This window comes from Nonomuraea sp. NPDC048901, from assembly GCF_040649695.1.
In the GTDB taxonomy this organism is placed as follows: Bacteria; Actinomycetota; Actinomycetes; order Streptosporangiales; family Streptosporangiaceae; genus Nonomuraea.
In genome coordinates this window covers 110,822-134,519 of the sequence record NZ_JBEZFW010000015.1, presented here as the reverse complement: position 1 = coordinate 134,519, position 23,698 = coordinate 110,822, and the positions used below count along the sequence as shown (strand labels likewise).

Annotated in this window: 19 protein-coding genes; 9 read left to right on the top strand and 10 right to left on the bottom strand. The window is 70.8% G+C overall.

Annotated elements, in window-relative coordinates; all coding sequences use genetic code 11:
• Positions 1-45 precede the first annotated feature (45 nt).
• Complete coding sequence (locus AB0C30_RS40740) at positions 46-1,569, bottom strand: flavin monoamine oxidase family protein (RefSeq protein WP_357954150.1); 1,524 nt, start codon at positions 1,567-1,569, stop codon at positions 46-48.
• Positions 1,570-1,751: 182 nt separating this feature from the next.
• Here AB0C30_RS40740 and AB0C30_RS40735 point away from each other — a divergent pair, with 182 nt between their 5' ends.
• Both AB0C30_RS40735 and AB0C30_RS40730 read left to right on the top strand, forming a co-directional pair.
• Entirely contained in the window at positions 1,752-2,525 is a 774-nt protein-coding gene (locus AB0C30_RS40735; protein ID WP_357954148.1) for a hypothetical protein, read from the top strand.
• 9 nt (positions 2,526-2,534) lie between these two features.
• On the top strand, positions 2,535-2,744 hold the full coding sequence (locus tag AB0C30_RS40730; RefSeq protein ID WP_357954146.1) for a hypothetical protein: 210 nt from the start codon (positions 2,535-2,537) through the stop codon (positions 2,742-2,744).
• A 28-nt stretch (positions 2,745-2,772) separates the two neighbouring features.
• Here AB0C30_RS40730 and AB0C30_RS40725 read toward each other — a convergent pair whose 3' ends face one another.
• From AB0C30_RS40725 to AB0C30_RS40705, 5 genes are all read right to left on the bottom strand, one after another.
• Complete coding sequence (locus tag AB0C30_RS40725; RefSeq protein WP_357954144.1) at positions 2,773-3,378, bottom strand: Chromate resistance protein ChrB; 606 nt, start codon at positions 3,376-3,378, stop codon at positions 2,773-2,775.
• Positions 3,379-3,453: 75 nt separating this feature from the next.
• Positions 3,454-4,446 carry an NlpC/P60 family protein gene (locus AB0C30_RS40720; protein ID WP_357954142.1) on the bottom strand — a complete coding sequence of 331 codons (993 nt, stop codon included), beginning with the start codon at positions 4,444-4,446 and terminating at the stop codon, positions 3,454-3,456.
• 285 nt (positions 4,447-4,731) lie between these two features.
• Positions 4,732-5,145, bottom strand: coding sequence for a peptidase inhibitor family I36 protein (locus AB0C30_RS40715; protein ID WP_357954140.1), 414 nt, complete (start codon positions 5,143-5,145; stop codon positions 4,732-4,734).
• A gap of 96 nt (positions 5,146-5,241) precedes the next feature.
• Positions 5,242-6,126 (bottom strand): hypothetical protein, encoded by an 885-nt coding sequence (locus AB0C30_RS40710; RefSeq protein WP_357954138.1) that lies wholly within the window; start codon positions 6,124-6,126, stop codon positions 5,242-5,244.
• A gap of 831 nt (positions 6,127-6,957) precedes the next feature.
• Positions 6,958-8,598 (bottom strand): protein kinase, encoded by a 1,641-nt coding sequence (locus AB0C30_RS40705; protein ID WP_357954136.1) that lies wholly within the window; start codon positions 8,596-8,598, stop codon positions 6,958-6,960.
• A gap of 183 nt (positions 8,599-8,781) precedes the next feature.
• Here AB0C30_RS40705 and AB0C30_RS40700 point away from each other — a divergent pair, with 183 nt between their 5' ends.
• The 5 genes from AB0C30_RS40700 to AB0C30_RS40680 all read left to right on the top strand — a co-directional run bounded on the left by AB0C30_RS40700 (position 8,782) and on the right by AB0C30_RS40680 (position 14,628).
• Positions 8,782-10,557 (top strand): PA14 domain-containing protein, encoded by a 1,776-nt coding sequence (locus AB0C30_RS40700; RefSeq protein WP_357954134.1) that lies wholly within the window; start codon positions 8,782-8,784, stop codon positions 10,555-10,557.
• A gap of 391 nt (positions 10,558-10,948) precedes the next feature.
• The gene (locus AB0C30_RS40695; protein ID WP_357954132.1) at positions 10,949-12,652 is read left to right on the top strand and encodes an AMP-binding protein; all 1,704 of its coding nucleotides are present in this window, start codon (positions 10,949-10,951) and stop codon (positions 12,650-12,652) included.
• The gene (locus AB0C30_RS40690) at positions 12,649-13,317 is read left to right on the top strand and encodes a nitroreductase family protein (protein WP_357954131.1); all 669 of its coding nucleotides are present in this window, start codon (positions 12,649-12,651) and stop codon (positions 13,315-13,317) included. Before AB0C30_RS40695 ends, AB0C30_RS40690 begins: the two co-directional genes overlap by 4 nt.
• A gap of 76 nt (positions 13,318-13,393) precedes the next feature.
• Positions 13,394-13,870 (top strand): MarR family transcriptional regulator, encoded by a 477-nt coding sequence (locus AB0C30_RS40685; protein WP_357954129.1) that lies wholly within the window; start codon positions 13,394-13,396, stop codon positions 13,868-13,870.
• A gap of 104 nt (positions 13,871-13,974) precedes the next feature.
• Positions 13,975-14,628: a DUF4142 domain-containing protein gene (locus tag AB0C30_RS40680; RefSeq protein ID WP_357954127.1), complete on the top strand. Its 654-nt coding sequence runs from the start codon at positions 13,975-13,977 to the stop codon at positions 14,626-14,628.
• A gap of 95 nt (positions 14,629-14,723) precedes the next feature.
• Here AB0C30_RS40680 and AB0C30_RS40675 read toward each other — a convergent pair whose 3' ends face one another.
• The gene (locus AB0C30_RS40675) at positions 14,724-15,260 is read right to left on the bottom strand and encodes an NUDIX hydrolase family protein (RefSeq protein WP_225296815.1); all 537 of its coding nucleotides are present in this window, start codon (positions 15,258-15,260) and stop codon (positions 14,724-14,726) included.
• A 110-nt stretch (positions 15,261-15,370) separates the two neighbouring features.
• Here AB0C30_RS40675 and AB0C30_RS40670 point away from each other — a divergent pair, with 110 nt between their 5' ends.
• Entirely contained in the window at positions 15,371-16,240 is an 870-nt protein-coding gene (locus AB0C30_RS40670) for a phenylalanine 4-monooxygenase (protein ID WP_357954125.1), read from the top strand.
• A gap of 15 nt (positions 16,241-16,255) precedes the next feature.
• On the opposite strand, the gene AB0C30_RS40665 is transcribed toward AB0C30_RS40670, so the two are convergent.
• Complete coding sequence (locus AB0C30_RS40665; protein WP_357954124.1) at positions 16,256-16,837, bottom strand: TetR/AcrR family transcriptional regulator; 582 nt, start codon at positions 16,835-16,837, stop codon at positions 16,256-16,258.
• A gap of 95 nt (positions 16,838-16,932) precedes the next feature.
• Here AB0C30_RS40665 and AB0C30_RS40660 point away from each other — a divergent pair, with 95 nt between their 5' ends.
• Positions 16,933-18,297, top strand: coding sequence for an MDR family MFS transporter (locus AB0C30_RS40660; RefSeq protein ID WP_357954122.1), 1,365 nt, complete (start codon positions 16,933-16,935; stop codon positions 18,295-18,297).
• Positions 18,298-18,303: 6 nt separating this feature from the next.
• Here the strand turns inward: AB0C30_RS40660 and AB0C30_RS40655 are convergent, their stop codons facing one another.
• Both AB0C30_RS40655 and AB0C30_RS40650 read right to left on the bottom strand, forming a co-directional pair.
• A complete protein-coding gene (locus tag AB0C30_RS40655; RefSeq protein ID WP_357954120.1) occupies positions 18,304-19,596 on the bottom strand; it encodes a M1 family metallopeptidase in 1,293 nt (430 codons plus the stop codon).
• The gene (locus AB0C30_RS40650; protein ID WP_357954118.1) at positions 19,563-23,525 is read right to left on the bottom strand and encodes a Pls/PosA family non-ribosomal peptide synthetase; all 3,963 of its coding nucleotides are present in this window, start codon (positions 23,523-23,525) and stop codon (positions 19,563-19,565) included. The genes AB0C30_RS40655 and AB0C30_RS40650 overlap by 34 nt, the downstream gene beginning before the upstream one ends.
• Positions 23,526-23,698 lie beyond the last annotated feature (173 nt).

The following is a 23,698-nucleotide window of genomic DNA, read 5'->3' as shown; positions in this document are numbered from 1 at the left end:
GATCGCGGAAGCGCGTGGCGCTTCCGCGATTTGCACCGGCTGTGCTCAGCCCGCCTCGTGTACGGCTCGTGCCGCGCTGAGCCCCGACTCCAGGGCGCCCTCGATCCATGCGTGCCACAGTGAGCAGTGCTCGCCGGCGAAGTGCACACGGCCCTCCGGCGCCATGATCGCGTCATGCAGACTGCTCTGCTGGTGCGGCTCGAACAGGGCGAAGGCGCCCGCCGCGTAGGGGTCGTTGTACCAGGCGTGCGTGACGCCGAACTCGAAGTGGTCGTAGATGTGGGGATGGATCTTGGCGACGTCCTCGAGGGCCTGGTCGACCCGCTTCTGCGCGGACATCGCGCCCCAGCGCAGCGCGTCCTGGCCCCAGGTGTAGCTGGCCAGCAGGATCGAGCGTTCGTCGGGGACGGGATGCGAGGGATAGCAGATGCGCCGGATCGGCAGGTCGGTGACCGTGGTGCCGCCGACGATGCCGTCGGTCTGCTCCCAGAACGGCCGCCGCACCTGGAAGAGGATCTTGGTGGAGGCGTTGTAGTTGAGTTCGCGGATGGCGCGCTGCTTGCGGCGGGAGAACGCGGGCCGGGTCTCGACGTCGCGCAGCACCGAGAACGGGATCGTGCAGATGGCGTAGTCGCCGGTGAGCGTCGTCCGGCCCGATCCGGTCTTGAGGTGCAGGGTGACCGAGTGGTCGTCCTGCTCGATGGCGGAGACCTCGTGACCGAACCGGATGTGGTTCCTGAGCTCGTGGTAGAAGGCGGTCGGCAACCGGTCGGCGCCGCCCTCGATCTCCTGCATGTCCTCGAACGCCCGCCCGATGATCTCGCGGAACTGCTCGATGACCGCCGCGTTGAGGTTGGCCTCCCGGAAGCTCATGACGCCGTAGAGCTCGATGGCCCCCTCGGAGAACCCACGCTCGCGAAGGAAGCTGCGGATGGAGTAGCGGTCATACTCGGCGCAGATGCGGTCGAGCGCGTTCTCGCCCTCCTGCGCGTAGAGGTCGTGGATCTCCTGGGTGGCGGTGCGCCACAGGTCCTCGTAGGTGCGGCCGTGCTCGTGCTCGGCCAGGCCGAAGTCGATGATGTCGGGATTGTCGTTGAGCTCCTTGATCGTGGTCCTGACGCCCTGGATGTAGGCCAGGGCACGGGGGTTGCCCATGACGAACGGCCGCAGGGTCAGCCCGAACCTCTCGCAGTAGGCGAGGGTGAGGTCGTGCACGCGCGGGATCCGCATCGCGCCCGCCTCGGCGTACAGGCCGGGCGCGAATCCGCGCAGGGTGAGCACGCGCCCGCCGACCCGCTGCTGGGCCTCCAGGACGATGGGCTCGTGCCCCTGCCGCATCAGCTCGTAGGCGGCGACCAGACCGGCCATTCCACCACCGATGATCAGTACGCGTTTGTTCGGCCGGCCGCCGGCGGCCAGTCCGTGCTCGGCCGCCGCGACCAGGTCCGCGGGCACTCTGAGGTCCTGACTCGGTCGTGGTGCTCCGGCGGCCATCAGCTCCGCGGGCATGGCCGTACCGAGCGCTGTCGACGGGTTCTCTTCCAGGGCGTCACACTCCTTCGTCGTCACCTAAAGCACATCTATGATCGCTTTAAGTGACGATGATCGCCAGGGGTGAGTTCGTACGGCAGCGGGCGGCCGGTCCACACTTCGTAGACATGGCGCTGGATATATGGGAAAACTAACAGTGGTTATATTTCACGGCGGACGGTAGTTCGTCGTGGAGGGAAGTGGCGGAAGGCGGTGGGTCGATGAACGCGGCCGCATGGGGCTTGGGCGCGGCGGTGCTGCTGGCCTCGATCGTGGAGATGGTGGAGGCCCTGACGATCGTGATGGCGATGGGCGTGACGCGGAGCTGGCGCTCCACGCTCGCGGGTGTGGCCGCGGCCCTCGTCGCGCTGGCCGCCTTCACCGCCCTCGCCGGGTACGCGCTCACGATCTGGTTGCCGGCGGCGGCACTCCAGCTCGCCATCGGCGGCCTCCTGCTGATCTTCGGCCTGCAGTGGCTGCGCAAGGCGATCCTGCGCTCGTCCGGGCGCAAGGCCATGCACGACGAGGACCAGATCTTCGCCGAGGAGGTGGCGGCGGCCGAGAGCGCGGGCGCGGTCAGGGCCAGGGGCCTCGACTGGTTCTCGTTCATGATCAGTTTCAAGGGGGTCTTCCTCGAGGGCGTCGAGGTGGTCTTCATCGTGATCACCTTCGGCCTGAGCGCGGGCAATATGCCGGTGGCGATCGGCGCCGCCGGCATCGGCGTGCTCCTCGTCCTCGCCGTGGGCATCGCCATCAGGGGACCGCTGTCGAAGGTGCCGGAGAACACCATGAAGTACGGCGTCGGCCTGTTGCTCGCGGCCTTCGGCACCTTCTGGTCGGTCGAAGGGCTGGGCATCTTCACCGGCAGCCGCCAGAGCCTGGAGTGGCCGGGCGCCGACCTGGCGATCCCGGTGCTCATCGCCGCGTGGTTCGGGCTGTCGCGGCTGATGATCCACGCTCTCCGGCGACCCGCCGTCCCGAGCACGTCTGTCTAGGAGCGGACCATGGGTTTCATCCGAGGATTCGGGCAGTTCTGGTACGACCTGATCATCGGCGACGACTGGAAGATCGCCGTGGCCGTCGTCACCACGCTGGCGCTCGGGACGGTGGTCCTGCTGGCGTTCGCGGTGCCGGAGCCGGTGCTGACACCGGTGCTCGGCCTGTGCCTCATGGCCGCTTTCGTCATCGCCCTGCGGATCGACACGCGCGACTAGACGTGCGCGTGACCAGAAGTGCGCGCGGCTAGAAGATGGCGCTGTCCTCGGCCTCGTAGACCGAGGTGGCGAACTCCTCCAGCGTCTTCGCGCAGTCCTCCAGCGCCTGGATCACCTCTGCGGCCCGCGAGGCGCCCAGGACGTCACGCGCCTTGACCTTCTCGTACCAGCCCTTGAGCTTGGTGAGGTCTTCCTCGTTCTCCTCCAGTTCGCCATAGGTGAAGTGCCGCGCGGTCACCTCTTTGGCCACGCCCGCGTGGAAGTCGACGCACTTGTCGAGGATCTCCTCGTATTCGTCGTCGCGGGCGGCGTTGTAGAGGGCGACCAGTTCGGTCTCCCCGATGATCGAGGAGGTGCTGACCAGGAACGCCTGGCCCGACATCGACTCGACGATCTCGTTGCGCAGCGCCCGCAGCATCCGCTCGCTCTGCGGCGTCCGCGGTGCGGCGGCCGCGGAGTTCTGCAGGTAGATGGCGCCGAGGTTGCGCAGCCGTCGCCAGACCGCCGCGCGCAACCGGGTCGGCTCACTGGGCACCCGGTAGATCAGCATGAGCCAGGTGACCGGCTTCGCCGGCTTGGCGGCCTCCTGGCCCTCGGGAGTGTGGCCGGTCTTCGGCCTTTCGGTGCCCGGCACGACCCGCCTCCTCCGCACAGCTCGACGAGTCGATCGTAGCCGCCCCCACGGCACCCGTGACCGGCCGCGTCATGGTCAGGGGCGGATGGCGCCGAGGAGGCGGGCACGCCAGTAGTCGTCGAGGTCGACCACCTTGACGACGTCCCCGGTCTGCGGCGCGTGGACCATCTTGCCGTTGCCCGCGTACATCCCCATGTGGCCCAGTCCTCTGCTGAAGAGCAGGTCGCCGGGCCGCAGCTTGTCGAGTGACACGCGACGGCTCGCGCCCCAGCTCCACTGGGTGTACGTCGTGCGGGGGATCCCGACCCCCGCGGCCCGCCAGGCGGCCTGGGTGAGGCCGGAGCAGTCGTAGGAGCCGGGACCCGTGGCGCCGTACCGGTACGGCTTGCCGACCTGGGCGAAGGCGAACTGGAGCGCGGCGAGGGCGTTGCCGGAGGCCGGCCCGGTGTACTTGAGGCCGGTGCTGTTGGGGTTGCCCGACCGGAAGGCGCCCAGCTTCCGCAGAATCTTGGTCTGCTCGGCGATGAGCTTCTCGACCTCCGTCTTCTGTCCGCGCACCTTGTCGCGCGCCGCGTCGGTCTCGGCCAGGACGGTCTTGGCGTCATTGCGCCGATCACGCAGGTCCTTGGTGGTCGCCTCGAAAGCGCGGAGTTTCGCCGCCCTGTCCTGCGCCATCTGGTCGAGGGCGGCCATGCCGCCCAGGGTCGCCTCGGGGGTGCCCTCGACGACGAAGCGTTGCCAGCCCGCGAACTCGCCGAACTGATAGTTGCTCACCGCCACCGCGGCGAGGTCCCTGCGCAGGGCGTCGGCCTGTACGCCCTTGCGGCCGACTTCGGCGTTGAGGGCGTCGTACTTCTTCTTGGCCTTCTGGTAGCTCTCGGTGGCCTGGTTGTACTCCTCGACCACCTTGTCGGCCTGCTCGTTCAGCTTGACCAGCTTGGCCCTCGCCTTGGCCTTGGCCTGCGGGGTGGGCGCCGGCTCGGCGACGGCGCTCCCCGGGGCGGCGGCGGCCCATGCGAGCGACGCCAGCGCCGCGGCCATAGCCATCCGCCCAAGCCTTGTCGGCACGGCCACTACGATGCCTCCTCGTAACAGTCCACCGTTGGCCGGAACCGTACCGAAGTGATGGCCTGTTCGGCGCAGGGACGGCCTGCGTGGTTCCGTACTAGCGGCGATAGGGGTTTGGTGCGCCGACCCATGAGGAGATACGCGCGCGGACCCCGGGACGTTCAGTAGGCAACCGAGCGGACATGAATGCGCCCCGGCATCGCGGGTGCGATGCCGGGGCGCTAGGTGCTGCTATCAGCTTCGTGTTGCTGTCAGCCTCGTGCCGCTGTCAGCTTCGTGCTGCCGTCAGGAGTGGGACTTGACCCGGAAGGTGTCCTCGATGCCGCAGGACGGGCCGTTCTGTCCGCCGATGCGGACGGAGTCGAAGAAGTCGCGGTAGGTGGAGAAGAAGTTGCCCTTGCCGCCCGGAGACGTCACCGCCGAGCAGCCGCCGTAGTTGGCTTCGGAGTAGAGGTGGATGTAGGAGCTCGTCCGGTTCCAGTCGGACTTGCCCCGGTCGGCCATGTTCAAGGCGGCCAGATCCGGCGTGTCGCTCTGGATCTCGATGATGTCGCCCGTGCCGTCGAGGCCGGAGAACATGCAGTAGTTGCCGGCATGGCACCGGTCGTAGCCCGTGGCGGCCTGGGCGGGAATGGTCGGCAGGATGGCCAGCGCGGCGGCTGCGATCGGTAGCGCGAGCATCTGAAGCTTCTTGCCCATTGCCCCTCTTCACGTGAAACTTTCCTTCGATGACGGGTCGAACATACATGATGCGATCTTCCCGGCGGAAGGGTTGCGATTCACAGAAGGGCCGTGTCACACGGGCATGCGCGACCCCGGCGTCACGGGCCGGGGTGCCTCCGGGGCCGCGAGGTCGGCCAGCCGCCCGGCCAGCAGCGCGGCCAGGATCACCGCTCCGGTGACGAGCATGAACACCCAGAACGGCGTGCCCCAGAGCGCCAGCTGCCCCTGGACCAGCGACAGGAAGAGCACCGCGAGCACGGTGCCCGCCACGCCGCCCCGCTTGCCGTGCACGCTGATCCCGCCCAGCAGGACCGCGGCCAGGGCCGTGAGGGTGGTGGTCCAGCTCGAAATGGGGCTCGCCGCGTGGAGGCGGGTCAGCAGCGCCACTCCGCCCAGGGCGGCGAGCAGGCTCGACCCGCCCAGTCCGACGAGGGCGCCGAGCCACACCGACTTCAGGCGCAGGGCGCTCCAGGCCAGCGCGCCGCCCAAGGACACGATGACGAACAGCACGAACCACAGATAGCCCGGAAAATCACCGCCGAGCTGGAAGCTAACGGTCTGGCCGTCCGCTATGGCGACGACCATTGCCTCGCAGGCCACGGCCGCGCCGAGAGTCACGGCCCACGCCGGAGCCGAGAGCGCGGCGACGAACAGGCCCAGCACGAGCCCGCCGACCGTGGCGAGCACGATCGCGATGATCGCCGCGGCCCAGCCCAGTCCCTGCGTCGCCAGCGACGCGGTGACCATGCCGGTGAGAGCGGAGATCGACCCGACGGCCACGTTGGGGGTCCCGGCGCGGAACGAGAGTGCCAGCCCCGTCGCCACCAGCCCCAAGGGCCCGGCCTGCGCCAGCACGTTGACCAGATGCACGCTCGGCGCGCTCAGCAGCGCCACCACGATCATCCCGATCGTGGCGAGTCCGAGCAGACCTTCCCAGACGAGAACGACAACTCGCATAGGGGCGATCATCCTCGCGTGTATGACCGCAATTCAAGAGCATTCGGACGGGTTGCGGGAGGGCAGCCCCGTCGGGCAGGGGCCGTCACGGGCGGCGCCACAACTCGACGCTCCGGCCGGCGACCGCGAGTGTCGATCCGTCGGGGCTGAATGCCACCGAGTAGACGGCGCTCCTGTTTCCCGTCCTCGGCTCTCCTCTCCTCCGCGTGCGTACCGAGACCGCGCTCGACCGCGTCGATCGCCTCGTCCAGCTCGGCCCCGATGTCCTCGCCAATGAGTACGTGCTCCGCTTCGAGAAACTGATCGGCATGATCCGGCCGCCCGTTCCCAGGCGGGGACACATGCACCTCCGGGCCAGGTCGGGAAGCATCCGACATTTTTCTACTGTCCGATATGGGCACATTGATATGAAATGCCGAGGAATGAACCCAGTGATGGCCCCAGGTGGAATGGGCATCGCCTTGGTATAGGCGAGCGCGGCGGATTTACCCTCGCCCGCCGCCGAAAGTCGGGCGCGGAATTTCGCCGGAGGGCAAACGGCTCGGTGGCCCCCTACATCCTCTTCGACAGGATTCACCGCTGAACTGGATGTGAGGGTTGAACGTGAAAGGGCTTCAGATTCGCCGGACGCTCGTCACCTGGCTCGAAGACCGCGCAGCCGCGGTGACCGCCACTCTCCTGTCGTTCTCGATCGGAGTCCCGCCGGCACTGTGGGGGGTGGACGCCGTCATCGCCTGGACGCATCGGTTCGGACCGGGCGTGGGTGTGGTGGCGGCCATGGTCACCGCGGCCGGGGCCGGCGCCCGGTGGTTGAAGAGACGGGGAGCGCGCTCAGCCGGAGAAGTGCAGGATGACGTATTCGTACTCGCCCGGCGACGCTCGTTTGAAGGTCCCGTCTCCGTTCAGGTCGATGAAGACGGTCAGATACAGATCCTTCTGCTGGGCGGCCAGGAGCGTCGAGGCGCCGTCCTTGAAGACCGTGGAGAACAGGACCGAGTCCTGGGAGGCGGAGCTGTGCCCGACCCGGTCGCCGATCAGGTAATTGTGGCCGCGGTTGTTCAGGTACAGCGTCCCCGACCCGTGCTCGTAGTCGGCGATGCCGGTCCCCGGCCTGAAGCAGGGATGGTCGGCCACCTTGCCGCCGTCGTCCACGGAGAAGACCGAGTCGTCCGTCCACGCGCAGACCTGCGCCGCCGTGTCCTTGGGGAGAGCGGGGAAGCGCAGTTCGAACGGCCGGCGCTTCATGGTGACGGTGGTGACGGGCCGGTCGAGGTCGCTGATGGCCATCGGGCTGGCCACGTTGTTCTGCCAGAATTCCAGCCCCAGGCGCGGTGAGCGGGCCACCTGCGCCGCGGGGCTGGGTGTGGGCGTGGCCGTGGCACCAGTCGTCGCAGTCGGGGACGTCGCCGAAGCCGATGGGCTGGTGGGGGTCTGCGGCGTCCAGTCCCGGGTGATGGCGACGGCCGCGGTCACCGTGAGGGCGATCACGAGGGCCCCCGCGAGCACCGCGCCGGCGATCACGCCGCCACGCGCACGGCCCGGCTGTGTCGGGGCGGGTGTGGCGGGCTGCGGCGTGACCGGCCAAGGACTCTGCCGGGGCGCCGGTGGTGTCACCTTGGACGGTGATGTGTCGTGCGAAGCGGGAAACGGTGTCCCGTACGAAGGGGGACCCGGCTGCTTGTTCATGAGTCCCAGCAGCACCTGCCGGGCGGTGGGCCGCCACGAGGGGTCCTTGTGCAGGCAGGCGGCGACGAAGCCGCGTAAGGTCCCGGTCAGCAGGCCCAGATCGGGTTCCGCGTTCAGGATGCGGTTGATCACGGCGGGCAGCGGTTCGTGCCCGAACGGCGGCCGCCCGTTGGCCGCGAACGCGATGGTGCACCCCCACGCGAACATGTCCAGGGGCGGACCGGCGGGGTGGCCGGACAATTGCTCGGGCGACATGTACGCCGGTGTGCCCACGACCCCGCTGACCGTGGCGGCGGTGGCGTCGATCGGGCGCGCGATCCCGAAGTCGATGACCCGGGGACCGTCGGCGGCCAGGAGCACGTTCGCGGGCTTGAAGTCGCGGTGCACCACCCCCGCCGCGTGGATGGCGCCCAGCGCCGTGGCGGTCGCGATGGCCAGCCGGTCCAGGTCCGCGCCGCCCAGCAGCCCGTTGTCGCGCACCGCGTCCTGCAGCGAAGGGCCCTCGATGTACTCGCTGATGACGTACGGAGGGTCGGTGTCGGGGTCGGCCGCCAGGACGCGGGCCGTGCAGAACGGCGCCACCCGCTGCAGGGCCGCCAGTTCACGGTGGAAATGCCGTCGGGCGTCAAGGTCGTGGCCGAAGGGGGCGTGCAGGAGTTTGACGGCCGCCTGCTGCCCGCTGGCGGACGTGCCCAGGAACACCGTGCCCTGCCCGCCCTGGCCGAGCCGTCCCCGCAGGACGTATCCGGCGACTTCCCGGGGGTCGTTCGAGCGGAGAGGTCGCATCAGGCCCTCTCGTGCGTCTGCATAGAGCCGATTGTGCCGGATCGCGGCGTTGTGTGCCCATGCCCCCTCGGCGCCACGAGATCAGAGAAGTGCCGCGCGCCACATGCACTCGAGAAGTCACTTCCGCGTAATCCGCATATGTCATGATCCACGGGATCTTGTGGACCTTGTGACAGGAGAAGGATGATCGCACTGGCACGTCGTACGCTGCACGCCGTTCTCGCGGGCGGCCTGGCCGCCGCGGCGGTCTGGACGGCGGGCGCACCGGCGGAGGCGGCAGTGGCCGCCACCGTCTCGGTGGACTTCACCCAACCGATCCGGACGATCGCCCCCACCGACTTCGGCATCGGGATCACCGGGTACGGCGAAGGCTCGTACATCACCAACGACACCAAGCACCGCGACCGGCTGCGCGCTCTCGGGGTCGGCCGGATGCGGATCGAGCTGCACTACCAGGAGCCCGGCAACCATGACAGCCCGATCGTCTGCGGCGGCTACAAATGCGCCACGGAGGTCTCGGGGGACGCCTGGATCACCGCCATCCACGACCTCGGCGCCGAGCCGGTCGTCATCCTCCAGGTGGACGGGCGGCAGAGCGCGGAGGTGAACCGCGGCGACGCGGTGGCCCTCTACAAGCACTTCGCGGCGACCGGTAAGCCGGTCCAGCGGTTCATCCTCGGCAACGAGCTCAACTGCACGTGCACTCCCGACAAGCCGGAGATGACGGCGGCGGAGTACAGCAGACGCTTCAACCTGATCACCGACGCCCTGCGGGCCGAGAACCCCGCGGTCAAGGTGGGCGGCCCGGCTACGGCCTGGGACGACCGCCCCTACATCAAGACGTTCCTCGAAGGCTCCGGCAGCCGCGTCGACTTCGTCGACTACCACGACTACGGCTCCGGCGACGATCAGATCACCGACGAGCAGCTCCTCGGCAGCGTGATCCGCACGTACGAGACCGACATCAAGGAGGTGAGCGCGCTCGCGGAGTCCATACTGGGCCGGAAAATCGACATTCAGATCGGCGAGTTCAACTCCGACCACAAGGACGACGACGGCCACCGTACGCTCACCCACTTCAACACGGTGTGGGGCGCGGCGGCGCTCGGGCAGATCCTGCACGCGGGCGCCAACGCCTACCAGTACGGCGACAAGAACGGGCAGCTCGGCCTGACCAGCGAGAAGGGTGAGGGTAACATTCCGCGTAACGAGCCCCTGCCCATCTACCACGGCATCGGCATGTACACCGGTGAGGGGCTGTTCCGGCCCTTCGGCAAGACCATCGTCCAGGCGAGCGCGAACAACGACAAGCTGCACGTCTTCGCCTCGGATCAGAGCAAGAACGTGGTCCTGGTCAACGTCGGGGCCGACCCGATCGACGCCGCTCTCGCGCTGACCGGGCTGACGACCGGGACGGCCGCGATCTGGCAGAGCACATCGGACGCCTGGACTCCGCACCGGACCGGAACCGCCACGATCACCGGAGGCAAGGCCACGGTCACGCTCCCGGCGGGCTCGGCGACGACGCTGGTGATCGACCAGCAGGGGCTGTCGGCGACGTACTTCGACAACGCCGACCTCACCGGCGCCACGGTCACCAGGATCGACCCGACCGTGAACTTCGACTGGGGCTCGGCCGCGCCGGCCCCCGCCATCGGCGCCGACACCTTCAGCGTGCGCTGGACGGGGAAGGTCGTGGCCGACAAGGCGGAGACCTACACCTTCATCACCACCAGCGACGACGGGGTCCGGCTGTGGGTGGACGGCAAGCCGCTCATCGACAACTGGACCGACCACTCCAAACGCGACGACACCGGCCAGATCGCCCTGACGGCGGGCGCGCACGACATCAAGATGGAGTTCTACGACAGCGGCTACGACGCCATCGCCGAACTGCGATGGGAGAGCCCCACCCTGCCCCGCCAGATCATCCCGACGGAGAAACTACTCGCCGGATAGGGAGCCCCGCGCCCACCCCGGCCCAGGGGTGGGCCCGAACCGGCTGGTGCCGGACCATCTTCTTCCTCCCCGAGGGGCGTCCCTCCCGAGGAATGTCTGCCACGACGGCCGGTCCCCTTGCTCGCCCCCATTGGGGGTGTCCGTCCCTGGCGGCGCCTGCCACGACGGGCGGTCTCCCTTCTCGCCCCGGAGGGGGTCCGTCCTTGGGGACCTCTGCCACAACGGGCGGTCTCCTTTCTCGCCCCCGAGGGGGTATCCCTCCCAAGGACCTCAGCCACCGCGGACCGTCACAGAGACCGAGACGGTCGTGTGACGAACCATCCGGAAGTCACCGCACTTGACGCCCCGATCCGGGGGTAGGGCTTTCTTGCCCCGGAGGAGAGGTGCCCGGATGATCACCAGCTTGACCCGGCTCTGCGGCCTCGGTGTCGAGGCCGCGGAGACGTTCGCCCGCAACGGCCTGCTCCGCCCCGTGCCGCCCGCGAACCTGGCGCGCATGATCGAGGCGTTCCGGCACTTCCACGTCACCCCGGCCACGGGCGTGGCCATGGCCGCCGCGCGCTGGCCGGACCGCCCCGCCATCCACGACGAGGACGGCTCACTGACGTGCGCCGAGCTGGACGCGCGGGTGGCGGCGCTGGCTTCCGCCCTGTACGGCCGGTTCGGCGTACAGCCGGGTCAGACCGTGGCGATCATGTGGCCCAACCATCGCGGCTTCGTCGAGGCGCTGGCGGCCGTCTCGCGGCTGGGTGCGGACCTGCTGCTGCTCAACACCGGCCTGGCCGGCCCGCGTCTCCGTGAGGTGCTGGAACGCGAGGACGTACGTACCCTGATCGCCGCGCCGGAACTGTCGGCGGTGGACTTCGCCGGGATCCGCGTCAGCGACCTGGACGAGCTGATCGCGACCGCCGACGGACCCGAGCCCCCGGCGCCGCGCCGGCCGGGACGGCTGGTGCTGCTCACGTCCGGGACGACCGGCGTGCCCAAGGGCGCGCCGCGCCGGCTGTCGCTGACCGCGCTGGCCGAGCCGTTCACCTCGATGCTGGCCACCGTGCCGCTGCGGAGCGGCGAGCCGATCCTCATCGCGCCGCCGCTGTTCCACGGTCTCGGCCTGCTCTGGTACGGCGTGGCGCTGGTGCTCGGCTGCCCGGTCGTGCTGACGCGGCGCTTCGATCCCGAGACGGTCCAGCGCGTCCTCAGACGCCATCGGGCCACGGCGATGGTGGCCGTGCCCGTCATGCTGAAACGGCTGCTCGCCCGCGGAGGCGTCCCGTCGCTGCCGGATCTGCGCGTGGTGGTCTCCGGCGGGTCGGCGCTGCCGCCGGACCTGGCCACCGCGTTCATGGACGCCTACGGTGACGTGCTCTACAACCTCTACGGCTCCACCGAGGTCGGCTGGGTCACGCTGGCCACCCCCGCCGACCTGCGTGCCGCCCCGGACACCATCGGGCGCCCCGTGCGCGGGACCACGGTCCTGATCGCCGGCCCGGACGGCCGCGAGCTGCCCCCGTACGAGGTGGGCCGCGTGCTCGTGGGCGGCGGCCTCACCTTCAGCGGCTACTCGGGCGGCGGAGGTCGCGGTGACGGCGGGGTCGATGCGGGCGATGCGGGCGGGGCCAACAAGGCCAACAAGGCCGACGGGGTCAACAAGGCCGACGGGGTCAACAAGGCCGACAGGGCCGATGGGGGCAACGGGTCCGCTGGGGAAGTCGGTGGCTTGCTGAGCACCGGCGACCTCGGGCATCGGCAGGGGCGGGGGCTGCTGTTCATCGACGGTCGCGAGGACGACATGATCGTCTCGGGTGGCGAGAACGTGTTCCCGCAGGAGGTGGAGAACCTCCTGGGCCGTCAGCCGGGCGTCGCCGACGTGGCCGTCCTGGGCGTACCGGACGAGGAGTACGGTCAGCGCCTGGCCGCCTACGTGGTCCGGGCGCCGGGCGCGAAGCTGTCGGCCGACGAGCTCAAGCAGGCGGTCAAGTACGAGCTGGCCGGGTTCAAGGTGCCGCGCGACATCGAGTTCGTGACCACCCTGCCCCGCAATCAGACGGGGAAGGTGGACCGCCGGAAACTGGCCGGTGGCACGATGAGCTCATGACGATCCCATCGCTCGGTCTCGACGAACTGCTCACCACCACACGAAGCGTGCGAAAGCGTCTCGACCTCGACCGCTCCGTCCCCATCGAACTGGTGCGGGAGTGCCTGGAGATCGCGCTGCAGGCGCCCAGCGGCGGCAACCGCCAGGGCTGGCACTGGATCGTGGTCACCGATCCCGAGCTGCGCGGGCGGATCGGGGACTACTACCTGCGCTCGGCGCAGGTGTACTTCTCCTCCGCGAGCGTGACCGCGAGCATGGCCCAGGACGATCCGGTCCGCGCCGAGGTGCAGCAGCGCGTCGCGGCGAGCGCCGTCCACCTCGCCGAGCACATGGGGGAGGTGCCGGTGCTGGTGATCCCGTGCATCCAGGCGTCCCGGCTCCCCGAGGGGAACCAGGCCGGTCTGTGGGGGTCGCTGCTGCCGGCGGCCTGGAGCTACATGCTCGCGGCGCGGTCGCGCGGGCTGGGGACAGCGTGGACCACCCTGCACCTGGCTTATGAGCGGGAGGTGGCCGAGCTGCTCGGCCTCCCCGACGACATCCGGCAGGGCGCGCTCATCCCCACCGCCTACTACACCGGGGACGGCTTCAAGCCCGCCTCGCGCCTGCCGCTCGACGACGTACTCCACCTGGATCGCTGGAGCGGGCCGAGTACCCAGACCGGCTGACGCAAACCGATCTGACGCCCTCAGAAGGGCGTGTACAACAGTGCCTATGTCAGAGGGGCCTTTGCCAGAGGGGAATGTGGAGAACCGGGAGGACCTGTCCGCCGTCGTCGCGGCGGTTCTCACCGGCTCGCGCCTGCTCGTCGCCATCGCCGTCCGCTCGCTCGGCGCGGTCGGGGACAAGGTCACGCTGCCGCAGTTCCGCATGCTCGTGGTGCTGGCCGGGCGCGGGGCGACCAAGCTCGTCGCCATGGCCGACCTGCTCAACGTCAACCCCTCCACGGCCATGCGGATGGCCGACCGCCTCGTCGCCGCCCGGTTGATCGTGCGCGAGGCCAACCCGCGCGACCGCAGGGAGAGCCTGATGCGCCTGACCGCCGAGGGACTGCAGATCGTGGACCAGGTCACCGCCCGGCGCGGTACGGAGATCGCCGCGATCGTCTCGCGGATGCCGGCCGAGCAGCGCCGGGCGCTGGTCGCGGCGATGACGGCCTTCAACGAGGCGGGTGGTGAGCCGCCGGAGAGCGTCCTGCATCCGCTCGGCTGGGACGTCTGAGAGAAAATCTTTGCTCAGGGCAAAAATTGCATCCTGCTATGAACGGCACCGCCCGCGCCTGCGTACCTCCTTCTGAACAGTCCAGACCCAAAGGGGGTGACGGCGTGCGACCGCGACACCGCCGTCCCGTTCTCGTCATCAGTGGCGTCGCCATGCTCCTGGCTCTCAGCGCGTGCGCCGGTCTGCCCGGCGCCCAGATTCCCAGCGCGACGGTCGTGCCGACCGGTGGGAGCGCGCCGCCCGCTGCGGCCGCGACGGTGAAGGACGACAGTACGTGGGCGACCAAGTGGGGCCCGTTGTCGGCGGCCGACCGGGAGCTGATCACCAAGGTCCGGCTCGCCACCCTGTGGGAGATGACCATGGCGCAGGAGGCCCAGACGCGGGCCAGCACCGCGCGGGTCCGGCAGATCAGCAAGGAGATCGCCGCCCAGCACAGTGTTCTCGACGAGCAGGTCCTCGCTCTCGCGGCCAAGCTCAAGGTGCAGCTGCCGATCAAGCCGACCGACCTGCAAAAGGAATGGATGGATGACATCTCCAGCCGGTCCGGCAAGGAGTACGACTCGACGTTCGTGAAGTGGCTTCGCCTCGCGCACGGCCAGATCTTCGGCCTGATCGGCGCCGTGCGCGGCAGCACGCAGAACACCCTGGTCCGGCCCTTCTCCGAGAAGGCCAACGCGGCGGTGCTGAACCATCAGCGGCTGCTGGAGAGCACCGGCCTGGTCAGCCCCGACGCCTTCCCATCCCCGCCGGCCGCCTGATCCCCCGGTCAGGGCAGGCGCCCGACCTGGGTGGGCGCCTGCCCCGGCCGGGTCACGCAGGTAGCCGACCTGGGCGAGCGCCTGCCCCGACCGGGTTACGGCAGGCGGCCGACCTGGGCGAGCGCCTGCTTCAGCAGCACCCCCTGGCCGCCCGTCATCTCCTGCTGGACCAGCGGGGACGCGGCCTCCTCCGGCGTGAACCAGACGAAGTCCAGCGCGTCCTGGCGGGGCCGGCAGTCACCGGCGACCGGGACGATGTAGGCGAGCGACACCGCGTGCTGGCGCGGGTCGTGGTAGGGCGTGACACCCGGCGTCGGGAAGTATTCGGCGATCGTGAACGGCTGCGGCGACGCCGGGACCTGGGGCAGCGCCGTATGGCCGAGGTCCTTCTCGAGATGCCGCAGGAGCGCGTCGCGGACCCGCTCGTGGTGCAGCACGCGTCCCGAGACCAGCGCCCGGCTGACCGTCCCGTCCGAGGCGATGCGCAGCAGCAGGCCGACGCGGGTCACCACGCCGGTTTCGTCGACTCGCACGGGCACGGCGTCGATATAGAGGATCGGCATCCGCCCCCGAACCGACTCCAGTTCCTCCGGAGCGAGCCAGCCGGGCACAGTTTCGGTCTTTTCGGTCATCTGCCGATCGTACGTCCCAGCGTCCCATGATCCACGCGGACCCGCCAAGCTTCGGTAAAGCCTATGGCCACAGGCGTCAGGCGCGCGACCGTCCGGTAATGAATCTGTCCATGAGCGATGTGTGGCGCCGGACCCCGATCAGCGCCGACGGCGCGATCGGCGCCGCCGCCGAGCACCCCGGGCGGTGTGACTCGCGCTACCTCGCCCGGCGCCACGCGTTCGCCGAGCTGGCCCGCGGCCACCGGGTGGGGGACCCGTCGCCGCCCGTGGACTACACCGAGAGCGAGCACGCCACCTGGCGCCGGGTCCATCGGGCGCTCGACGGCGCGCACCGCGCCCACGCGTGCCGGGCCGCGCTGGAGGCGCGGGAGGAGATCCGGGTCCCCGCCGACCGCATCCCGCCGCACGCGGTGGTCGGCGCCCGGCTGCGGCGGCTGACGGGGTTCGACTTCACGCTGGCCGGGGGAGTGGTGGAGAACAAGCGCTTCCTCGGGTCGATGGCCCGGGGCTACTTCCACGCCGTGCAGTTCGTCCGCCACCCGGCCGTGCCGTTGTACTCGCCGGAGCCGGACATCATCCACGACGTGTTCGGCCATGGCATCCACCTGGCCGCGCCGGAGTTCGCCGCGATCTACCGGCTGATCGGCAACGCCGCGACGCGGGTGGAGACGGAGAAAGCCCTGCAGATCATCAGTGATCTGTACTGGTTCACCCTGGAATATGGGGTTCTGGAGGAGGGCGGGAGTCCGAAGGCGTACGGGGCAGCGCTGCTGTCGTCGTACGGCGAGATCGAGCGGATCGGCCGCAGCCGGATCCGCGACCTGAAGCCGCTCGAGGTGCTGGCCACCCCCTACGAGATCTCCGGATACCAGCCCGTGCTGTTCCGCGCCCGCTCCCTGCCGCACGTCGCCGACACCCTCGCGGCCTTCCTCGACACCTTCGACGACGACACGGCGGCGCGACTGCGGCCACAAGGCTAGAGACCCGCCGGACGCCTAACGGCGCCGGCGCGCTGTGGCGTGGACCAGCGGCAGGAACACCTCGTCCACGATCTCGACGAGCGTGCCGTCGGAGACGGGGTGCCGGGCGAACATGATCTCGTGGCGCAGCAGGTTGGTCGCCACCGAGACGACGCGGGGGCTCAGCTGGGCGGAGGCGATCTCACCGCGCTGGGCGGCCCGTTCGAGCACGCCGGTCATCACCTCGCTCATGATGGCGAACGGGCCCGGGTCGAGGTCGGGGGCGTCGGCCAGGAGGCCGTGGATGACGTCCTGGCCGATGTCGCGCTGCCGCTCGACCATCCGGCGCAGCACGGCGAGGACGTCGCCGCGCAGTTCGCCGGTGTCGGGCGGCTGGTCGGCGATGGATCCGGTGCTGTGGCGCATGGCGGCGACGACGAGCTCGGCCCGGTTGCGCCAGCGGCGGTAGAGGACCTGCTTGCCGGTGCGGGCCCGGGCGGCCACGCCTTCCATGGTCAGACGGGCGTAGCCGACCTCGGCCAGCTCCGCCCAGGCGGCCTCGAGGATCGTCTCCTCCAGCGCCGCGCCGCGACGGCGCTGGTTGGTCTGCTGCGGCACCAGAACCTCCGTTAGAGACGTTGCGTCTCCTGTCATGCCGAGCTTATCGTACGGATTGGAGACGATGCGTCTCTAATCGACCGGGGAGACGGAACATGACCACCACCTCCGAACGGCTGGACCCCGCGGTGCTGAAGCTCGCCGGGATCCTCGTTCTCGGCGCGCTGGCGCCCCTGCTGGACAGCACCATCGTGAACGTCGCCCTGCACACCCTGGGCCGCGACTTGGACGCGCCGGTGTCGGCCGTCCAGTGGGTGAGCACCGGCTACCTGCTCGCGCTGGCGATGGCGATCCCGATCACCGGCTGGGCCGTGGACCGCTTCGGCGCCAAGCGGATGTGGCTGGCCTCGCAGCTGTTGTTCCTGGCGGGTTCCGTGCTGTGCGGCCCGGCCTGGAACCTCGGCTCGCTCATCGCCTTCCGCGTGGCGCAGGGCGTCGGCGGCGGGCTGATGCTGCCGATCCTGCAGACCGTGCTCATGCGGGCGGCGGACGGCAGGCGGCTCGGCCGGCTGATGGCCGTCGTCAGCCTGCCCGCCCTCGTCGGCCCGATCCTCGGCCCGGTCGCCGGCGGCCTGATCGCGGGTCACCTGAGCTGGCGCTGGATCTTCTACGTCAACGTCCCCATCAGCCTGCTCGCGGTGCTGCTGGCCTGGCGCGGCCTGCCCGCCGACTCTCCGCGTGACGGCCACCGCCTCGATGTGACCGGCCTGCTCCTGCTCTCGCCCGCGCTGGCCGCCCTCGTGTACGGGCTGACGCGGGTGGGCGCCGAAGGCGGGTTCGGCCACGCGGCGGTGCTCGGCCCGCTGGCGGCCGGGGCACTGCTGCTGACCGGCTTCGCCTACCGCGCGACGCGCACCGAGGACCCGCTCATCGACCTGCGGCTGTTCCGCACGCGGGCGTTCGCCGTGTCCTCGGCGCTGCTGTTCCTGTCGGGGCTGGCGATGTTCGGATCGATGCTGCTGCTCCCGCTGTACTACCAGCAGGACCGCGGCGCGAGCGTGGTGGCCGCAGGGCTGTTATTGGCGCCGCAGGGGCTGGGCAGCCTCCTCGCCAGAGGGCTGGGCGGCGTCACCGACCGCGTCGGCCCCCGGCCGGTCGTCCTCGCGGGCATCGCCATGACGGCGCTGGGTACCCTCCCCTTCGCCCTCGCCGACCGGCACACCGGCGGCCTGATCCTGGGCGTCGCGCTGGTCGTCCGGGGTGCCGGGCTGAGCGCGGCCAACATGGCCATCATGGTCGGCGCCTTCCGCGGCCTGGACCGGGCGCGGATTCCGCACGCCAGCAGCACCACCCGGATCATGCAGCAGCTCGGCGGCTCGTTCGGCACCGCCGTGCTCGCCGTCATCCTGCAACGCCAGCTCGCCGACCATCCGGGGACCGCGTTCGGCCACACGTTCGCCTGGGCGTTGGCGTTCACCGCCCTCGCCGTCGTACCGGCTCTCTGGTATCAGCGCACGTGACCGGCGTCACGGCAGCTGTTTGTCGTACAGCCACGACGACAACAGCGGCCCGACAGGCAGGGCGGTGTGCCGCCGCATGTGGGCGATGAAGGCGTCGGTGGAGACGTTGCCGTGCCGGTGAGCGGTGGTCCAGTCCCGCAGGTGCCAGAAGAACGCCTGGTCGCCCAGCGTCCGCCGCAGCGCGTGCAGGGTGAGGGCCCCGCGCTTGTAGACGCGGTCGTCGAACATCACCCCCGGCCCCGGGTCGGCCAGCACGAAGTCCTGGGGGAGCACCTCCAGGCGGCGGCGCCAGCGGGCGGCCAGCTCGTCGGCCGTCTGCCCGCCGGACGCCTCCGACCACAGCCACTCGGCGTAGGTGGCGAAGCCCTCCTGCAGCCAGATGTCGTTCCAGGCGGCCACGGTCAGGCTGTTACCGAACCACTGGTGCGCCAGTTCGTGCGCGACCAGCCGCTCGTGCCCGCGCCGGCCGTCGACGTGGTTGCGCCCGAAGATCGCCATGCCCTGGGCCTCGACCGGGATGTCGAGGTCGTCGTCGGCCACCACGACGGTGCAGGTGGCGAAGGGGTACGGGCCGAACCGGTCGGTGAACAGCGCCATCATCTGGTCCTGGCGGCCGAAGTCGTGGCGGGCGCGCGTCCCGAGCCGGGAGGGGTGGGCCAGGCGCGTGCGGCCCACGTCCGTGAACTGGTAGCGCCCGACCTGCACGCTGGCCAGGTAGCTCGCCATGGGCTCGGCCTGCTCGTACACCCAGGTCGTGGTGCCCGCCGACCGCGACTTGCCGGCGAGCACGCCGTTGGCGACCACCTGGTACGGCGAGGCGGTGGTGACCGTGATCCGGTAGGACGCCTTGTCGTCGGGCCGGTCGTTGCACGGGAACCACGAGGGCGCGCCGATCGGCTGACCGGCCACCAGCGCGCCGTCGCTCAGCTCCTCCCAGCCCAGGCCGCCCCACGGGCTCCGCACCGGCCGGGGACTGCCGGTGTAGCGGACCTCCACCGTGGCGGTGTCCCCGGCGAGCAGTGTCGACGGCAGGCTGACGCGCAGCTTGCCGTCGCGATGTGTGTAGCGGGCGCTGAGGCCGCCGACGGTGACGCCGACCACGCGGAACTGGCCGAAGTCCAGGTCCAGGCCGTCGAGCGGCTCGTGTGCGAGCACCGACAGCCGGGCCGTGCCGTCCAGCCAGTTGGTCGACACGCGGTACTTCAGCGCCAGTTCGTAGTGCGCGACCCCGTACCTGAGGTCGCCGTGCGAGGGGAAGTACGACGTCATCGCCAGGCCGCGATGGGATTGCCGAACCATCGGGAGCCGTCGGGAACGCCCTCGCCACGCATGACCAGTGAGGCGGGGCCGATCGTGGCGTCGGCGCCGACCCGCGCGGCGGGCAGGATCACGCCGTGCGGGCCGAGTGTCGCGCCGCCGTCCAGCGTGACGGTGTCCATGCTCATGACCCGGTCGTGGAACAGGTGCGTCTGCAGCACGCAGCCCCGGTTGACGCTGGCGCCGTCGCCGACGCTCACCAGGTCCGCCTCGGGCAGCCAGTAGGTGTGAAGGGTGACCCCATGCCCGATGCTTGCCCCGAGTGAGCGCAGCCACACGTTCAGGGGCGCTGTTCCCAGCCACGGTTCGGCGAACCAGGGCGCCGCCAGCACCTCCACGAAGTTGTCCGCCAGCTCGTTGCGCCAGACGAACGAGCTCCACAGCGGCCGGTTGCCCGCCGCGATCCTGCCCACCAGCGCCCATTTCGCGGCGGTCGCCACGGCCGCCGCGACCACTCCGGCCGTGAGGAACAGCACGCCGCCGAGCAGCGCGGCCACCACGAAGCCGTACGACGCCGCGAGCCACTCCACGGCCCCGGCGGTCAGCACGGCCAGCGCCACCGTGCCCATCGCGGGCACCACACGGCAGATCTCGACCAGCGCGCGGGCCACCTTCAGCCGCGCGGGCGGGTCGTAGGTGCGGCTCCGGTCGCCCTCCTCGGTGGTCCGGCGCAGCTCGACGGGCGGCATGCCCAGGTACGACGAGCCGGACTTGGCCTTCTTCGGCGTCGCCGACAGCACGCCCACCAGGCCGTCCTTAGGCACCTTGCGGCCCGGCGCGGTCATCCCCGAGTTGCCGAGGAAGGCCCGCTTGCCGATGCGCGCCGTCGCGATGTGCATCCAGCCGCCGTCGAGCTCGTACGGGGCCACCATCGTGTCGTCGGCCAGGAAGGCGCCGTCGCCGACGGAGGTCATGGTGGGCAGCGCGAGCACGGTCGACAGCTCCACGCCCCGGCCCACCTTCATGCCGAGCGCGCGCAGCCAGGCCGGCGTCAGCACGCTCGCGTACAGCGGGAACAGCCAGACCCGGGCCGCGGACATCAGCCGGCCCGTCGCCCACGCCTGCCACGCCTGGCGGCTGTGCACCGGATGGTGGCCGGGGCGCAGGCGGATGCCGAGCAGCCGCACGCTCACCAGCGTGACCAGGGCGAACACCGCCATTCCGACGACCGTCGCGAGCGGCACGCCGATCAGCGCGCCGGTGAGCGCCTCGCCGAGGGTGCGCGCGTCCCCGGCGTAGCGGGCCAGGACCGCCAGGCCGGACACGATGGCGACCGCGGGGAACAGGCTGAGCACGACAGCCGACAGGCCGTACACCAGCACCCAGCGCCGGGAGCGGACGGCCCGGTCGGAAGGCCGGGACCGGCGCGACTTGCCCTGCCGGGAGGCCGGGGCCCCGGCCCAGCGCTGCCCGGCCGGTACGGTGCCCGCGACCGCCGAGCCCGGGGCGATCTGGGCGTTCTTTCCGATCTTGGTGCCGGGCAGCAGCGTCGACCGGGAGCCGATCGTGGCGCCCGCGCCGATCCGGATCTCCCCGACGCGCACGACGTCGCCGTCGTACCAGTAGCCGCTGAGATCGACCTCCGGCTCGACCGAGGCGCCGCCGCCCAGCCGGAGCAGCCCGGTCACCGGGGGAGCGGAGTGCAGGTCGGCGTCGGGGCCCACCTTGGCGCCGAGCATCCGGGCGTACAGGCCCATCCAGGGCGCGCTGGCCAGGTCGGGGACGCCGAGCCTGGCGGCCAGCTGTTCGGCGAACCACAGCCGCAGGTGCACGCCGCCGCCGCGCGGATGGCGGCCGGGCCGTACGCGGCGCAGCAGCAGCCGGGCCGAGCCCGCGGCCAGGCCCATCCGTCCCGGCGGGGTGACGAAGACCAGCCAGCCCAGCGCCACCCACCACCACGACAGGGCAGGCGCCCAAGGCGGCGCGAGCAGGTTGCCGAGCGTCGCCAGCAGCACGATCCAGCGCATGGCGCCCGCCGTGAGCAGCGGCACCATCAGCGCGGCCTGCGCCACCGAGGCCCGCACGGGCATCGGGGTCACCGCCCGGCGGGCCGACTTGGCCGGGCCGCGCGTGGCCAGCAGCTCCGCCAGCCCGGCCAGCGTCGGGTGCGCGTAGACGTCGCCCACGGCCACGTCCGGGTAGTCGGCCCGCAGGACCGACACGAGCCGGGCCGCGGCCAGGCTCGTACCGCCGTCGGTGAAGAAGTCGGCCTCCGGCCCGTCCGGCGCGACGCCGAGGATGTCGCTCCACCGCTCGGCCAGCCAGGTCTCGACCGGGCTCAGCTCGCCGGGTGCGGCGGCCGAGGTGCCCGGCTCGGTCAGCGGCCAGGGCAGCGCGTCACGGTCGATCTTGCCCGAGGTACGAGTCGGAAGCGCCTCGACCATCGCCAGCCGGGGGACCAGCGCGGCGGGCAGTGATTCCGCCAGCAGCTCGCGGGCCTCCGCGAGGTCGAATCCGTCGCCCGCGACCAGGTAGCCGACGAGCAACTGGTGGCCGCCACCGGTGGTCCGCACCGCGGCGGCCGCGCCCGTGACGCCCGGCAGCGCCTGCAGCGCGGCGTCCACCTCACCCAGCTCGATCCGCCGGCCGCCCAGCTTCACCTGGTCGTCGGCCCGGCCGAGGAAGTAGAGCCCTTCCGGCTCGGCGCGTACGAGGTCGCCGCTGCGGTAGGCGCGTTCCCAGCCGAGTGACGGCAGCGGCGTGTACTTCTCGGCGTCCTTGGCCGCGTCCAGGTAGCGGGCCAGGCCCACACCGCCGATGATCAGCTCTCCGGTCTCGCCCATGGCCACCGGGTCGCCCGACTCGCCGACCACGGCCAGATCCCAGCCGTCGAGGGGCAGCCCGATGCGTACGGGCTCCGCGCCGGTGAGCCGCGCCGCGCACGCGACGACCGTCGCCTCGGTGGGGCCGTAGGTGTTCCAGACCTCTCGTTCCGGTACGGCCAGCCGCTCCACCAGCTCGGGCGGGCACGCCTCGCCACCGAAGATGAGCAGCCGGATGCCGTCGAGCGACTCGACCGGCCAGAGCGCGGCCAGGGTAGGCACCGTCGAGACGGCCGTGATGCCCTGCGCGGCCAGCCAGGGTCCCAGGTCCATGCCGGTACGCACCAGCGACCGGGGGGCGGGCACCAGGCAGGCACCGTGCCGCCAGGCCAGCCACATCTCCTCGCAGGAGGCGTCGAAGGCGACCGACAGGCCCGCGAGCACCCGGTCGCCGGGGCCCAGCGGGCGCTCCTGGAGGAACAGGCCGGCCTCGGCGTCGACGAACGCGGCGGCGGAGCGGTGCGTCACGGCGACGCCCTTGGGCTTGCCGGTGGAGCCGGAGGTGAAGATGATCCAGGCGTCGTCGTCCGGCTCGGGCGGTCGCGGAGCGTGATCGTCGCGGGGGGCCGGCGACTCGGGCGACATGGTCCGTACGACCAGTCTGCCGGTCAGCTCGTCCGCCGGGTCGTCCGCCGGCTCGTCGCTCGCCCTGCCAGTCACGATCGCGGAGACGGCGGCCTCGGTGAAGACCAGCTCGGCGCGCTCCTCGGGGTCGTCGGCGTCGACGGGCACGTACGCGGCGCCGGCCGCGAGCACGGCGAGGATCGTGACGTACAGCTCGACGGTGCCAGACGGCACGCGCACGCCCACCCGGTCGCCGCGGCGGACGCCGGACGCCGTGAGCTCGTCCGCCACCCGCGCCACCTCGGCGCGGAGCCGCCGGTAGTCGAATCGGGTGGTGCCGTCGTCGAGCGCGGGTTCGTCCGGGTGGAGGCGCGCGGTCTCGTCGAGGATGTCGAGCAGGGTACGGGGCGCCGAGGCCAGCGGGCCCGCTGGATAAACGGCCCGTGAAGCGATTCTTAACGGCTCGAAACGGTCAATGTCTTCGATATGATCGAGGTGTAGGAGATCGGCTGCGTATGGGCGCAAATACTGCTCCTCAAGTCAGGCGGAGCCGACCCTGCCGCATCCTGCTGCCCCTGAAGGGGCTCCGAAGGGCACACGCTGCGTCCGCCGCCTTTGTGGCTTTTGCGCCACCGGGATACCAACAGTCGCACATCGGCCGTATATTCCGATCCAGCGGTGCCTGCGGGGGCGCGCGG

Coding starts and splice junctions, on each gene's coding strand:
- AB0C30_RS40735 (WP_357954148.1), top strand. CDS start 1,752: ATGAACGCGGCCGCATGGGGCTTGGGCGCGGCGGTGCTGCTGGCCTCG.
- AB0C30_RS40730 (WP_357954146.1), top strand. CDS start 2,535: ATGGGTTTCATCCGAGGATTCGGGCAGTTCTGGTACGACCTGATCATC.
- AB0C30_RS40715 (WP_357954140.1), bottom strand. CDS start 5,145: ATGGGCAAGAAGCTTCAGATGCTCGCGCTACCGATCGCAGCCGCCGCG.
- AB0C30_RS40710 (WP_357954138.1), bottom strand. CDS start 6,126: ATGCGAGTTGTCGTTCTCGTCTGGGAAGGTCTGCTCGGACTCGCCACG.
- AB0C30_RS40705 (WP_357954136.1), bottom strand. CDS start 8,598: ATGCGACCTCTCCGCTCGAACGACCCCCGGGAAGTCGCCGGATACGTC.
- AB0C30_RS40700 (WP_357954134.1), top strand. CDS start 8,782: ATGATCGCACTGGCACGTCGTACGCTGCACGCCGTTCTCGCGGGCGGC.
- AB0C30_RS40695 (WP_357954132.1), top strand. CDS start 10,949: ATGATCACCAGCTTGACCCGGCTCTGCGGCCTCGGTGTCGAGGCCGCG.
- AB0C30_RS40690 (WP_357954131.1), top strand. CDS start 12,649: ATGACGATCCCATCGCTCGGTCTCGACGAACTGCTCACCACCACACGA.
- AB0C30_RS40675 (WP_225296815.1), bottom strand. CDS start 15,260: ATGACCGAAAAGACCGAAACTGTGCCCGGCTGGCTCGCTCCGGAGGAA.
- AB0C30_RS40670 (WP_357954125.1), top strand. CDS start 15,371: ATGAGCGATGTGTGGCGCCGGACCCCGATCAGCGCCGACGGCGCGATC.
- AB0C30_RS40660 (WP_357954122.1), top strand. CDS start 16,933: ATGACCACCACCTCCGAACGGCTGGACCCCGCGGTGCTGAAGCTCGCC.
- AB0C30_RS40655 (WP_357954120.1), bottom strand. CDS start 19,596: ATGGTTCGGCAATCCCATCGCGGCCTGGCGATGACGTCGTACTTCCCC.